Origin of the sequence: Psychrobacter sp. NG25 (assembly GCF_015234355.1) — a bacterium.
Lineage (GTDB): Bacteria > Pseudomonadota > Gammaproteobacteria > Pseudomonadales > Moraxellaceae > Psychrobacter.
On record NZ_JADGMV010000005.1, the window covers coordinates 140534 to 155279 of the forward strand.

The following is a 14746-nucleotide window of genomic DNA, read 5'->3' on the forward strand; positions in this document are numbered from 1 at the left end:
GAACCATTCAGTCATTAACATCAATTTGGTATTGAACTGGTTTATTTAAAAATCTGCTTTATTCAAAAAGCTAGTTACTATCTACTAAAAAGACAATCATTATCTATTGAAGCCTACTGATCCCGTACGATGTTGGTTGTTCACACGATTGTCTGCATGGACGAAATAATCTGGCGCCTTAGTAGACCAATCTAGATGTCGACTCAACTTATGACTATTATCTTTTTATATTAACTGGTCTTTGCTTTATATTGCATATTATACTATCAAGCAATTCTATCTCATCACTTCTTGTCGTTAGGAAACTCTTAATATCATGTCTACTGTGCTATCAACCTCTCGCTCATTTATTGCGTTGCCATTAACGCTTGCCGTCTCGACTTTGCTTATCAGTGCGTGTAGCAATACGTCGACGGTAAAAAACAATGGTGCGACCAATAGCTCATCGGTTATTACTAAGCCTGCTGCCAACCAGACTGCTACCACGAGTACTGATTACTCAACTGCGTATTTGGATGCAGATAGCTTGGACGAATTGGCAGACTTATTAGAAGCCTCTGACATGACAATGGTAGAGGGCAATCAGCTTGCTATTCAGCAATATGGTGACTTGTGGAATCGTCTGCGTGCTGGTTATCGCATGAATGGTGGCCAACCGACTTACAATCAGCGTATCGAAGGACAAAAGAGCTGGTTTACTAGTAGACAGGATTACTTAAACCGTCTAACTGCGCGTGCCAGTCGTTATATTTATCATACGGTAAGAGAAGCTGAGCGCCGCAATATTCCAACTGAGCTTGCATTATTACCAGTAATTGAGAGCTCCTACGATCCAAGTGGTACGAGTAGTGCAGCCGCCGCAGGTTTATGGCAGTTCATTCCAAGTACTGGTCGTATTTATGGTTTAAACCAAAGCAGTACTTATGACGGCCGCCGTGATGTTATCGAATCGACTCGTGCTGCTTATGATTTCTTGACCGCGCTACATAATCAGTTTGGCAGTTGGGAATTGGCATTGGCCGCCTATAACGCTGGCCCTGGCCGTGTTCAAAAAGCCATTGATGCCAATAGAGCTCAAGGCTTACCTACGGACTATTGGTCACTCAGACTGCCTACTGAAACGATGAATTATGTGCCACGATTCTTGGCAGTGGCCGAAATCGTCGCTAAGCCTGAGCAGTATGGTGTATACCTACCAGCCATTGCTAACCGTCAGCATTTCCGTAGTGTACCAGTGAATTATGGTGTCAGCTTATCTGAAGTAGCACAATTGACAGGTGTGACTTACGACGAGCTAGAAAAGTTGAATACAGCACTTACCTCTGGACGAGTTGATTCTTCAGGTCCGCAGCGCGTTATCATTCCTAATGATGTTAGCCTAACGACTGATGCCAAATTGAGCACGCTAAGAGGTAACGGTACTGGTAACGTACTGGCAGCAGCAAATACGCCAAGTACGACGACTACTACACCAAGCTATAACAATAAGCCGTATAGTGGCTCTTCATTGCCATCTACCGGCAGCGCATTGGCTGATTATGCGGCTAGCGCGAGTGTGCCACAGCAGACGACCAGTTATATCTCGCCGTCAGTCACACCAACCAGCAGCTCTTCATATGGTAATACGCCAGCACGTACTGAGCCACCACTAAGCGTTGCAGAGACCAATAAAATCAATGCTGAGCTTAAGAGTAGCAACAGTCTACCAACCACCTCTGCGCAAATTACGCAAAACAACACGATTGTCCAAGAGCCACCGCTAAGCAATGCAGAGCGTGATTTTATTGCCAATCAAATCCGTAGTAGCACATCGGAAACAAACGTCATCAATGCTGATGGAAATATCAATCTATCAGCAGTTCAAACGCAGCAATCGATTCTAGAAGCCAGTGGTACAGAGAAAAAGCTTAGTTTTGCACAGACGTCGGCAAGTAAACCAAAACCACAAGGCACGCGTACCACTTATACCGTCAAACGTGGTGATACGTTGTCTAACATTGCCAGTCGTGCTGGTGTGAGCTGGCGTGATATCGCAGAATGGAACCAAATAGATGCTAGCGCTAGTTTGCTATCGGGTAGCACTTTGTACCTATACAATGCAAAAAGCATCGAGCCAATAAGCAGTGCGAGTAGTACAACAGATAGCCAGCCAGAAAGTTATACAGTACAAAGTGGTGATACGCTGATTGGTACGGCCAATCGCTTTGGTTTATCAGTCACTCAGCTCGCAACCTATAATAATCTGAGCAGCCGTTCTGATCTACGTAGAGGTCAAAAACTATGGCTGATACCAGGTAAAGTGACTGCGCCTGCAACTACATCTGCAGCGCCTTCTACCAAACCGACCAAATCAAGCACTGCGACTAAAAACTATAAAGTAAAAGCAGGTGATGGCCTGATTGCATTGTCGCGTCAATTCAATGTATCGACTGATACCTTAGCCAGTCTAAATGGCATCAGTACCACAAGCTCATTGTATGTTGGTCAAACACTTAAAGTGCCAGCGAGCGTTGATTTTAGTTCGGCGTCTACTAGCACTAGCAGCAGCGCTAGTAGCCAAAGCAGTTCAAGCTCAGTGGCAACCACTAACTATAAAGTTAAATCTGGTGAAACCTTAATCGGGATTGCCAATGACCTTGGCGTTAGTGCCGCAGATCTTGCTGCGGTAAACAGTAATTTTGATGCAAAAGCTCGCTTACAACGCGGTCAAACCATCAAAGTACCAGCTTCTAAAGAACTGGTTGATCGTCAGTTAAACGATAAAGCTGTCAGCTATAAAGTAAAGTCCGGTGATACCTTGACGGGTGTGGCCAAACGTTACAATATTGGCTTAAGTGATTTGGCATCAGCGAACAAATTGAACACCAACTCTAATCTTATACTCGGTCGTACTATTACCATTCCTGCTAATGGTAGTGTCGCCAGTGCGTCTAGTAGTCAAAGCAGTAGCGCTACGAGTAGTAGCACTAGCACCGCGAGCAGCAGTGGTAAGACGCTGAGCAACACGGAAAGCTATAAAGTAAAATCAGGTGATGGTCTGATTGCTTTAGCACGTCAATTTGGTGTTTCGGTAGAGGACTTGGCTGCGACAAACAATATAGCGACCAATGCACAGTTGCAACGTGGACAGTCACTCAAAGTACCAAAAGCCACAGTAAGCTATACGGTTGGGTCAGGAGATAGCTTGATTGGCTTAGCACGCAAATATGGCGTATCTACGCAGGAGCTAGCAGATATGAACAATATCGCAGCAGACACTATGCTACAGCGTGGTCAGCGTTTGACAGTGCCTAACCGCTAAGAAATGGCTGATGGTTAAAAATAAGCACAAGCATTTTGAAAGCAAGTTGCTTGAAAGTATATTATTAGCCACAAAAAAGCTGCTCTTATAATAAGAGCAGCTTTTTTATTGCAAAGTTATTGTGGCTATCTCAGCTGACAAAGATAATCAGACTGTTTGCGTCTTGATCGTCTCAAGGTAGCTTCTGATATTACTCACATAATGCATCGCTTGACCGTAGCGGCTATTAGACGCTCTGTTTTCAGCGAGGTATGCATAGACATTGGCCCAACTTTTATCATTGACACCTTGCGCTTGTAAGGTACGCTGAATGCTTTTTACTGCATTAGGTCCCATATTGTAGCCTGCCAGCGCAAACCAAATACGATCAGATTTTGGCACATCGGCGAAGTCATCTTTCATTTGCTCTAAATAACGCGCACCGCCACCGATACTTTGGTATGGATCAACACGATCTGATACGCCCATTGCTTTGGCCGTATTATTGGTCAGCATCATTAGACCACGTACACCGGTTGGTGACACTGCATTCGCATCCAGATGTGACTCTTGATAGCCCATGGCTACCAACAGTTCCCAGTCGTGATTATAGTTGCGTGCTTGCTCTTCAAACGAAGACTGATAGTCTGGTAACTTTTCAGTTAGCGTCTTTTGGAAATGGTCCTGACTATAGGCATCTTTTAGCAAGTTTTGATTGTAAAAGGCCGCAAGCTTTTGCGTGTTTTGCAGCTTGATACTGTCACATAAAAAGTAACTGGCTTTTTCTGATAGCGGGTCGTTGGATGAGTTGAACGTCCAGCTGACTTTTGGATGTAAACCATTTTTAGTCAAGCTGGTATCATAACCGCAGCTAACGTTAATCGACGACAGATTAAAGCTACTTTTTAGCTTGGTACTGGCCGTTGTCAGCGCCATATCTGCTTCGCCTGATCTTAGAGCTTTTAGTGCGGCTTCTTCGTTGGCATAAGCTTTTAGATTGACATCGACGCCTAGCTCGTCAGCATAGGTACGTACCAAGTCAAAGCCGAAACCATGTTGAAAGCCATCAGTTGCAAAATAAGTGCTGTCGCCTGGGACAGCAGCAATGGTTAAAGTGTTCTGTAGCATGACATTGTCATAGGCTGGCACTGGCGAACCCATGATAGTCAGACTCTCAGCAGGTAAAGAGAGAAGGGCAATACTAGACAACTGCACCAATTTTTTTGTTTTGGCAAAATGGGCCGATGTCGTTGGGGTAACGGATGAAACGATGTTACTTTTAGTGTTCAGTAGGCGTTTAGATGGACGCAGTAAATAAGAAATACGGCGTTTGGCCCCTTGCGCAGATACTTTTACACGATAAGTAATACGCTGCATGGATGTCTCCTGATTTTAGCCATCCTGCTTACCGTAAAATGTTCATGTGTGCATACTAATAATAGAGGCATGCATCGATGTCACATTTAAACAATCTCACGCTTTTTAATAGTATAAGCGTGAGATTACTTGTTTAATAACAGTGCCTTTAGTAACAATACTGCCAATAGCTGCTTTGTTAGCAGGAGCGGTATCGTTTTTTATTGGCTAATTATCTGTTGGCAGAATGAGTGGATGCATTAAGGGCTAAAATATTACTATTAACGCATCAATCTAAATGACAAAAACGCACAACACCGAGAAGGGTATAAATCAAATGATTCCTTCAACGGTGAACAGATAAGGCTAATACTAAAACAACTATGTATTAAACATAGGTAAGGTCATGAAATAAGTTATTGAAACAAAAACGCGAAAATAGAAAGAATACCAATAAATCTTAGTATCCAACTTTTTCTACGTTAAATCAGTCGCTATCTACTCTTTAAATGGTTTGTAGTAGAGTAAATAACAGCTCAAATATTTTGTTCAGCAGTAAAGGTCAGTGGATAAGTCTGTTTGATAGTGAATAGAATATCTATCGAAATAAGCTATCAATCAGGTATCGCTAAACCATTATTGCAACGCTAAAATTCAGGAGTAGTCAGCCATAAAAATGTATTTTGGCTGAACCATATCTGCTCATTTATGATATAGAACAATGAGGTTTTAGATATTTACCATCATTTAAGCGCCATAACCGGAAGCTGTAATAAATGGGAAGTCTCATGACAAGACGTTCTTTCTTCAAGTAATAATATGCGGATATTCATCCGATTATTCAAGTATAGTTAAGAAATTAGTGATAAAACTTAACAATAGGGCTACAGACGGTCAGAAAAATCACCCTTTTTGGTGCATGAGTTGAGATGAAATTCATTGATTGTGAGAATTGAAATAATCGCTTTACCTTTCAATTCTCACAAAGAACTCTGAATTTATAGGTAATAACTTAGGTTTCAATAGGTTTTAAACTGAGGTCTAAGCAGGATTGTCGATATCAATAAAGGTTACAGGCACGCCAAATTCTTGAGATACTACCTTACCCAATGCTTGAATGCCGCCTCGTTCTGTTGCGTGATGTCCGCAGGCAAAATAATCAATCCCAAGCTCACGTGCGATGTGGGTGGTGCGCTCAGAGATTTCACCAGAGATAAATGCGTCACAGCCCATTAATGCGGCTTGTTCGATCATATCTTGTGCGCCACCTGTGCAGATACCGACACGTTCTATCAACCTATTACTTGTTTTAGAAGATGAGTCTTTATGATACTCAGCTGCGATATGTAGTGGCGTGCGTCCTAATGCTTGAGCAATCTTTGTGATGAGATCATCGGCGCTTTGCGGTATACAAGTGGTAATATTGCCAACTGGGTGAGATTCAGCAGGATAGAGTGGCCCAGTGATGGTCAGATCTAGTATCTCAGCGAGCATGGCATTATTGCCAACGATAGGATGGGCATCTAGCGGTAAGTGATAGCCAATCATAGAGATGCCATGTTGCATCAATTTGCGAATACGTCGACCTTTCATACCTGTGATGGTGGCAGGTTCGCCTTTCCAGAAGTAACCATGATGTACCATAATTGCATCGGCATTATCGGCGATAGCCGCATCAATCAACGCTTCACAAGCGGTCACACCAGTGACGATGCGCTGGATAGGTCGTCCACCATCCACTTGTAAGCCATTGGGTGCATAATCTTTAAACGCATTGGCTGACAAATAGTCGTCACAAAACTGCGTTAGCGCCTCTACTGTTATGGTAGTGTTGGCTGATTCTGTCGAGGTATTGATAGTCGTCATGGTATGCCCTTATCGTTGTCACAATCGGTCAAGTGATTGCAAATAATCCATAGTTTTTTATAATGACCATTTTAACATGGCGTTGTAAAAGAGTAGACAAAGCTACTAACTGAAATGGTACACGATACGTTACCATTTGGTATGGTTGGCGGTTATAATTTATAGGCGTGAGCTGTACTGATTGATAGCGTCTCACTAGAGCATGGCATCAATACTGGTTTTAGTATTAAATAAAAAGAATCAAACCAGCGGCAGTATTCACTCATTACTTATCATCATTTTTTTGTATTAAATTTATAGAGGTTGTATATGTCGTCATCCCGGAACACCAATAACAAGACTTCTTTATTAAAATGGTTACCTTGGGTCTTATTGCTGCTAGTGCTGGCAGCGTTTATCTGGTTGTTTACGAGTATGAAATCGACGACAGAGGCTAAGTGGGAGCCACCGAGAACCTCAGCGGCTGAGCAGCAAGCGTCAGAACCTGTTGCAGATACGCCAGCGCCTATCTCCTCTTACCATAATGCGGTCGCCCGTGCATCACAGTCGGTCGTCAATATCTATACCACACAGACCGTGGCAGAGCATCCTTATATGGATGACCCTGTGCTGCGCCGGTTTTTTGAGTATCATGGTGGGCAATCAGCAGAGCAAGGCAATACCAACTTAGGCTCTGGTGTGATTGTGTCAGAAGACGGCTATATCGTGACCAATGCCCATGTCGTCGAAAAAGCCGATGAGATTACGGTTGCCTTTAATGATGGTCGCAAGAGCCGCGCTAGAGTGGTGGGTACCGATCCAGACAGTGATTTGGCCGTGATTAAAGTCGATATGACAGGGTTGACGCCGTTAGGATTCCGTGAAGATCCTATTCGTGTGGGTGATTTGGCATTGGCGATTGGTAATCCGTTCGGTGTGGGTCAGACTGTGACCCAAGGTATCATCTCAGCGACAGGTCGTACCGGATTGGGTGTGAATAAGTTTGAAGACTTCATTCAGACGGATGCTGCTATCAACCCTGGTAACTCAGGTGGCGCGCTAGTGGATGCTCGCGGTGAGTTGGTTGGTATCAATACCGTGATTTTTTCACAGTCTGGTGGCTCTCTCGGTATCGGTTTTGCCATTCCTACCTCTATCGTAGAGCAAGTCATGAATGCCTTGATTAAAGACGGTAAGGTCAGTCGAGGTTGGTTGGGTATCGAGATACAATCACAGCTACGTGACCCAACGCAGTTAGAGACATCAACGGGCGTAGAAGTGTTAAACGTCATTGACAAAAGCCCAGCTGCGAAGAGTGGTCTACGAGTGGGTGATATTATCTTGACCATTGATGGCATTGAGATGACAGATGCCAACACGTTGATCCAATATGTCGCTCGTAAGTCTCCTGATACACAGCTTGATGCACAGATATTGCGTAATGGTAATAACAAGCAGGTCACCATCTCGCTAGAAGTGCGTCCAGAGCAAGAGCCTGTTGCGCTTCCTGCTTCTGTACAAGCTGAGAGCTTTGCTCAACCTGATCTCCAAAGCGAACAGCAGAACGTTCCAATGATGTCGGAAGCAGAGCGTGACCGTATGCGTGAAGAGCTGCTAAAACTGTTTGAAAACGATGGTGCTCCTCAGTAGTTGATTTTCACATCTGTCATCACCTCGCATAGCAATGAGGTATTAGTATAAAAAAAGCGCACTATCTTATATAGATAGCGCGCTTTTTATTTGTTTTTTCTACTTTACGATAGGCTCATGATTGATATGGATAACGCCTTGCACACGGCAACAGCAGGGCAATATCTCATCCTCGTCAATCATGGCGAGTGGCTCAAATGGATAGTCGACCGTATGTGAGCTAGCGATACGTTTGACTCGGCAACTCCCACAATAGCCCTCGCGGCATTGATAATTAACCTCATGTCCGGTGCGCAGCAGTCCATCGAGCAGACTCTCATCGTCATGCAAGTAAAACTGCTGCTTACTGGTCATTACCCACGTCATAATTCATCCTATTTGGATTTGACTATCTTGCTGCTATATCCTACAGCCATCGAAACGTAAAACACTATTAAAGCGTAAAGCTATTACAGCTCAAATTTTATAGCTCAAACGTTACAGTTCAAAGCTCTTATAATTCAAAATCATCAAAGTCGCTATCTGATAAGTCAGAGTCAATTTGACCGACCAAGTAAGAGCTGATTTCTGTCTCTTGCGGAGCCACTTGCACATTGTCAGACGACAACCATGTATTGATCCATGGAATCGGGTTTGATTTCGAGTTCGGGAACACGGCTGGCAGGCCAACCGCTTCCATACGCAAGTTGGTGATGAATTCGATGTATTGGCACAGAATGTCTTTATTCAGACCAATCATCGAGCCATCTTTGAACAGATAGCCTGCCCATTCTTTTTCTTGCTCGGCAGCCTTGCGGAATATTTCAATGCTTTCTTCGTAGCACTCTGCGGCAATCTCGACCATCTCAGGATCGTCACGACCGTTGCGCATGAGGTTTAGCATATGCTGCGTACCAGTCAAATGCAGCGCTTCGTCACGAGCAATCAGCTTAATGATTTTGGCATTACCTTCCATCAGCTTACGCTCGGCAAAGGCAAACGAGCAGGCAAATGATACATAGAAGCGAATGGCTTCTAAGACGTTGACCGCGACGATACACAGATACATCTGCTTTTTCAGTGATCGCAAATCGACAGTGACTTCCTCGCCATTGACGTTATGCGTACCAGCACCGTACAAGCTATATAGTTGCGAGTTGCGGTACAGATCATCGTAATACTGAGCAATGTCAGAGGCACGCTCTAAGATGTGCTCATTTTGCATGATGTCATCAAAGATGATGTTTGGATCATTGACGATATTACGAATGATATGAGTATAGCTGCGTGAGTGAATGGTCTCAGAGAATGACCATGTCTCAATCCAAGTCTCTAGCTCAGGGATAGACACAAGCGGCAGTAGCACCACGTTTGGGCTACGACCTTGGATAGAGTCGAGTAGGGTCTGGTATTTGAGGTTACTCAAAAATATATGCTGCTCATGCGAGGACAGGTTGCCAAAGTCCATACGATCTTTTGACACATCAACTTCTTCTGGACGCCAAAAGAACGACAGTTGCTTTTCAATCAATTGCTCAAAGATAGGGTGCTTTTGTTGGTCATAGCGCGCTACGTTGACTGGATTACCAAAGAACATCGGCTCTTTTAGCGCATTGTTTGGTGTCTGTGAAAAAATCGAGTAGGTCATGAGACTGCCTTTATAATTGATACGGTTATTGATTTATATAGTTGTGACTGGCTTTCATTTGATTGTATTACAAGTTTTCTAACGATATCTGTGACGACTCTTGTCCATCGTTCATATAGGCTTTGAATATCTCACTCAGCTCACTATCATCTAGTGCTTCTAATTCATCGAGTGCGCTTTTGCGTAGGGTACTCACGTCAGCATCTTCCGATAGTCTTTTTGAGTCTTTTTTAGCCGCTCTTGGTACTGGTTTTTTGGCTGCTTTTGCCACGTTTTTTTTGGTGACGGCTGCCTTTGGTGCGACGTTTGCACCTAACTGCTGACGCACCTCTGCAATATCAACCTCGACTTGTACGATATGTGAGCCACCATCGTTCAGGTCTGAAAATACGTTTGGGATAAACAAACCACCGTCTTTGATGATTGCGGTATATTGCACATGACCTCCGTCGTTTTAGTTCTATCTATATGTTTTAATTATAACAGTAGCCAATCCCGCCTACCGCTTGTATCTGCTTTGCCGCTGGCGTGCAGTCTATCGTGTCTGACCGCATTCCTGTTACCTCGATACTGCGTTCAGCCACAGTCTGCATCGCCATCGTCGTCAGCAGGATATCGCTATAGTCGCGGCTAAACGACCATATTAGAGCGTCTTTCTTTTTTCTTAACGACTCTTCCGCTTGGATGTAATTTGTAGGGTGCGCTGGGCGCATCCTACAACTAGATTTTAATGTCAAACTGGTCTTTTAGGATTTTTATAAGATATATAAATTGCGTATCGTCATCAGGTATTAACTTTCTAAATTTTAAAATATTTCTCCTATCAAGAAATATTTTACTGTCTATCATTATCTCATGGGTTTGATTAATTGTACGGTCAAACTCACCGATTCTCTTAGACCATCTATCAAGTTGACTGCTACTTAAAGAACTAACATTTAGGTTCAATAGCTCATCCAAAGGGTTTTTGAAGCCCTCAGCATACACTCTCAGATTATTCTCATGATATAAAAATGCTAAGCCATCAATAGTGCCTATAGGTATCTCTTTATACCTTGACGGTGCTTTTACTCCACTAGTCTTTAAGGTTTCATATTCTTCTTTGCTAAGCTTTATAGTCTTATAAATAGTAGAGTTTCTGTTTTTTACCATAAGCTTAATCATCTCAAGGATAAATGAGGGACAGCCTCTTGAAGCATGAGTAAAAAACTGCTGTAGCTTATGAATATGACCAATCTTTCCATACATATTTTCTATAGCTACTACTTTTTCAAGGTATTGGCTTGAATTACCCTTGAAGCTTGCTATTTTTTCTTTCGCTTGTCTATCTCTATACTCTCTGTTGAAGCTTTTTTCTAAAGTTTGGAAGATAACACCAAAGTGATTTTTACCACATATATGTCCTACGTTTGTTAGCTTGCCTGTGTCAGTTTCGACAATATACCCATTATTATGAGCTGTGCCACAGTTTGAGAGCCCACATTTTCCTTTGGTCGGAAACGTATACTTATTGATAACTCTTTTCAGCTTTTCCTTTGTAGGATCTAAAGAGTCGGTATACCCACTCATTTTAGAAATATCTTGCCAATCGTTAATTTTCACATAGTGTTTTTCATTAACTAGTATCGTCAAATTCTTATCCCTCTTAGCAACCTATACTTAATAGTGTCAAAGCGTGGAAGCACCCTAACACTAAACCATTGAGGTCATACCAAACACCTATGCTATTTTTCTAGCACTAGCGTGTTCAATGTTTAAGTTTATGTATCCGTTAAGTCCATTTCCTATTCTAGCTAGCTCTATCATTTTGTTAACATGATTAGAACCAGTTATTGAATAGTTATACAGATACATACCACCTTTCTTAAAACGCACAATTATAAAATCGTCACCGACCTCATATGCGCTTATACCAGAGTTACCATCGATATCACGATATTTCTCCATGCTCACTTCTCCTGAGCTGAAACATTTGCGACTATCAATTCACGGTTTATTTGGACAAGGGGTAAGTTTTAAATTAGAATAGCTGCCTTACAACGGAAAGTTATTCTATTTGCTTACCACTTTTGGAAGTCGATAGTCTTAACTCCCTGATATTAAATACGCCAATATTTAATATCTCCAATGGCAAAGATGAGAAATCGTCTTTGCCATTTTTATTGCCTGATACTTGTAGTACCAAACAAATTTTAAAAAACTTCAACTATATAATAGTGATGGATAACGAGCTTAAACTAACCCCGCCATCCATCAGAAATTCTATTTAAAGAATTTCTCTTGCGAACCTAAAATTGCAGTGCAATTTTTTAACGTTTCTCAAATCTTACATGCACCGCCAGCACAATCATCTTCCATATCCGCTTGGGCATCGTTCGCACCATCACGAGTGTTATGGTAGTACAACGTCTTCACACCCATCTTATAAGCGTTTAGCAAGTCTTTTAGCAATATCTTCATCGGTACACGGCCACCTGCATAACGAACTGGATCGTAGTTGGTATTGGCAGAGATACTTTGATCGACGAACTTCTGCATGACCGCGACCAGCTTTAGGTAACCGTCATTGTTTGGCATTTGCCATAGTAGTTCGTACTGATCTTTTAGCGTCGTAATTTCAGGCACGACTTGCTTTAGGATGCCGTCTTTTGACGCTTTGATAGAGACCAGACCGCGTGGTGGCTCGATACCGTTGGTTGCGTTGGCGATCTGACTAGAGGTCTCAGACGGCATCAATGCAGTTAGGGTAGAGTTGCGTAGACCGTGTTCAGTGATCTCGCCACGTAGCGTCTCCCAATCGAGATGTAGCGGCTCTTGGCAGATTTTATCCAAGTCGGCTTTGTACGTATCAATCGGCAAGATACCTTGTGAGTACGTCGTCTCGTTGAACGCAGGGCATGCGCCTTGCTCTTTTGCCAATTTGTTTGACGCTTTCAAGAGATAGAATTGCAATGCTTCAAACGTCTGATGCGTTAGACCCAGTGCTGAGTCGTCTGAATAGCGTACGCCATTCTTCGCAAGGTAATAAGCATAGTTAATCACGCCCACACCGAGCGTACGGCGACGCATGCTGCCGTTTTGGGCGGCTTTGACTGGATAGTCTTGATAGTCGAGCAGGGCATCAAGCGCACGGACGATTAGCTCGGCTGGCTCTTCGATATCGCTGACGTTTTCGACTTTACCCAAGTTCACCGCTGATAGCGTACAAAGGGCGATTTCGCCTTCTTCGTCATTGATGTTATCTAGTGGCTTGGTCGGTAGCGCGATTTCCATACATAGGTTTGACTGGCGAATCGGCGCAACCGTCGCGTCAAATGGGCTATGCGTGTTGCAATGATCGACGTTTTGGATATAGATACGACCCGTACTGGCGCGCTCTTGCATCATCAGGCTGAACAAGTCTGCTGCTGGGATTTGACGGCTGCGAATAGCAGGGTCATTTTCGTACTTGGTGTATAACTCTTCGAATTTGTCTTGATCTTCAAAGAACGCATCATACAAGCCAGGGGTGTCACCTGGTGAGAATAGCGAGATGTCTTGACCTTTGATGAGGCGCGTGTACATGGTTTTGTTTAACTGGACGCCGTAATCCATGTGACGGACACGGTTGTCTTCGACGCCGCGGTTGTTTTTGAGTACCAGTAATGACTCAACTTCTAAATGCCATAGTGGGTAGAATAGGGTCGCAGCACCGCCACGGACGCCACCTTGTGAGCAGCATTTCACCGCAGTTTGGAACAATTTATAGAATGGGATACAGCCAGTATGCTGTGCTTCGCCGCCACGGATAGGGCTACCAAGGGCACGGATACGACCAGCGTTGATGCCGATACCAGCACGCTGTGACACATAGCGTACGATGGCGCTAGTGGTCGCGTTGATAGAGTCTAGGCTATCACCACATTCGATCAATACGCACGAGCTAAACTGACGCGATGGGGTACGCACACCAGACATGATAGGCGTCGGTAGTGAGATTTTGAATTGTGAGGTCGCATCATAGAAGCGCTTCACATAGTTCATACGCTCTGACTTCTCATAACGGCTGAACAAGCACATACCAACCAGCATGTACAAGAACTGAGGGCTTTCAAATACAGTCTTGCTCACGCGGTCTTGGACAAGGTATTTGCCTGCCATTTGCTCAACAGCGGCATAAGCAAGATTCATATCGCGCCAATGATCAAGGTATTCTTCTAACTCATCAAATTCAGCACGGCTATAGTCAGCTAGGATATGCTCATCATATTTGCCAGCATCAGTTAGCGTTTTGACATGATCATACAAATGCGGAGGCGTGAATTTGTTATAAGCAATCTTACGTAAATGGAAGATAGCCAAACGCGCTGCTAGATATTGATAATCAGGCGTGGTTTCAGAGATAAGGTCAGCAGCAGACTTGATGATCGTTTCGTGGATATCACGAGTTTTGATGCCTTCATAAAACTGGATGTGCGATTTTAGCTCAACTTGTGATACCGACACATTATCCAAATTGTGAGCTGCCCACTCGATTACCTTATGAATTTTATCTAAATCAATAAGTTCTAATCGTCCGTCACGTTTGGTCACTTTGATTTTGTCGATATGTGTCATGCTGGCCTCTATTTTGGTTGCTTATATTATTCGTCAAACGGTAAAGCCCGCTCAACGTTTTTTATCGTACTGCTTATTTAAACACGCTATCTAAACATGGTAACTGCTGGCGTTAGCTGCTCTTTTTTTAGGCAAAAAATACCCAATACTCGTAGTGACGATTAAAATCACTGAGTACTACATATAGCGTGTTTGTTAATTGGTAGGCACAATATAGCGGGAAAATTTTCAAAATACTATATTGATTTTAGAATAAAACTATGTTGCTACAAGGTTGTCAGCCGCCTAAATTTTGGCAAAGGACGATGGGATAAGGGTTAGACGCAAATGCGCTCATTATAAATTTTTTGTAAAAATATCGTGACGGTTTGATTTTTATTTTATCGGTTATT

The 14746-nt window shown here is 43.2% G+C and carries 11 protein-coding genes; 2 read left to right on the forward strand and 9 right to left on the reverse strand.

From position 1 onward, the window contains the following. Positions 1–316: 316 nt before the first annotated feature. Positions 317–3301 (forward strand): LysM peptidoglycan-binding domain-containing protein, encoded by a 2985-nt coding sequence (locus IPZ60_RS09085; protein ID WP_194197481.1) that lies wholly within the window; start codon positions 317–319, stop codon positions 3299–3301. A gap of 147 nt (positions 3302–3448) precedes the next feature. On the opposite strand, the gene IPZ60_RS09090 is transcribed toward IPZ60_RS09085, so the two are convergent. Continuing rightward, a complete protein-coding gene (locus IPZ60_RS09090) occupies positions 3449–4657 on the reverse strand; it encodes a transglycosylase SLT domain-containing protein (protein WP_194197482.1) in 1209 nt (402 codons plus the stop codon). 1020 nt (positions 4658–5677) lie between these two features. Beyond that, positions 5678–6502, reverse strand: coding sequence for a Nif3-like dinuclear metal center hexameric protein (locus tag IPZ60_RS09095; protein ID WP_194197483.1), 825 nt, complete (start codon positions 6500–6502; stop codon positions 5678–5680). Positions 6503–6811: 309 nt separating this feature from the next. On the opposite strand from IPZ60_RS09095, the gene IPZ60_RS09100 reads away from it, so the two are divergent. After that, a complete protein-coding gene (locus IPZ60_RS09100) occupies positions 6812–8131 on the forward strand; it encodes a S1C family serine protease (RefSeq protein WP_194197484.1) in 1320 nt (439 codons plus the stop codon). Between the two features lie 99 nt (positions 8132–8230). Here IPZ60_RS09100 and yfaE read toward each other — a convergent pair whose 3' ends face one another. From yfaE to nrdA, 7 genes are all read right to left on the reverse strand, one after another. Next, the gene (yfaE, locus tag IPZ60_RS09105; RefSeq protein WP_110922985.1) at positions 8231–8497 is read right to left on the reverse strand and encodes a class I ribonucleotide reductase maintenance protein YfaE; all 267 of its coding nucleotides are present in this window, start codon (positions 8495–8497) and stop codon (positions 8231–8233) included. A 127-nt stretch (positions 8498–8624) separates the two neighbouring features. Beyond that, complete coding sequence (gene nrdB, locus IPZ60_RS09110; RefSeq protein ID WP_110922984.1) at positions 8625–9758, reverse strand: class Ia ribonucleoside-diphosphate reductase subunit beta; 1134 nt, start codon at positions 9756–9758, stop codon at positions 8625–8627. 67 nt (positions 9759–9825) lie between these two features. Continuing rightward, entirely contained in the window at positions 9826–10197 is a 372-nt protein-coding gene (locus IPZ60_RS09115) for a hypothetical protein (RefSeq protein ID WP_194197485.1), read from the reverse strand. 34 nt (positions 10198–10231) lie between these two features. Beyond that, positions 10232–10471, reverse strand: a complete 240-nt coding sequence (locus tag IPZ60_RS09120) for a hypothetical protein (RefSeq protein ID WP_194197486.1) — start codon at positions 10469–10471, stop codon at positions 10232–10234. Between the two features lie 7 nt (positions 10472–10478). Then, a complete protein-coding gene (locus tag IPZ60_RS09125; protein ID WP_194197487.1) occupies positions 10479–11390 on the reverse strand; it encodes a hypothetical protein in 912 nt (303 codons plus the stop codon). A gap of 87 nt (positions 11391–11477) precedes the next feature. Beyond that, the gene (locus IPZ60_RS09130; RefSeq protein WP_194197488.1) at positions 11478–11705 is read right to left on the reverse strand and encodes a hypothetical protein; all 228 of its coding nucleotides are present in this window, start codon (positions 11703–11705) and stop codon (positions 11478–11480) included. Positions 11706–12077: 372 nt separating this feature from the next. Next, entirely contained in the window at positions 12078–14354 is a 2277-nt protein-coding gene (gene nrdA, locus IPZ60_RS09135; protein ID WP_194197489.1) for a class 1a ribonucleoside-diphosphate reductase subunit alpha, read from the reverse strand. Between the last annotated feature and the right edge of the window lie 392 nt (positions 14355–14746).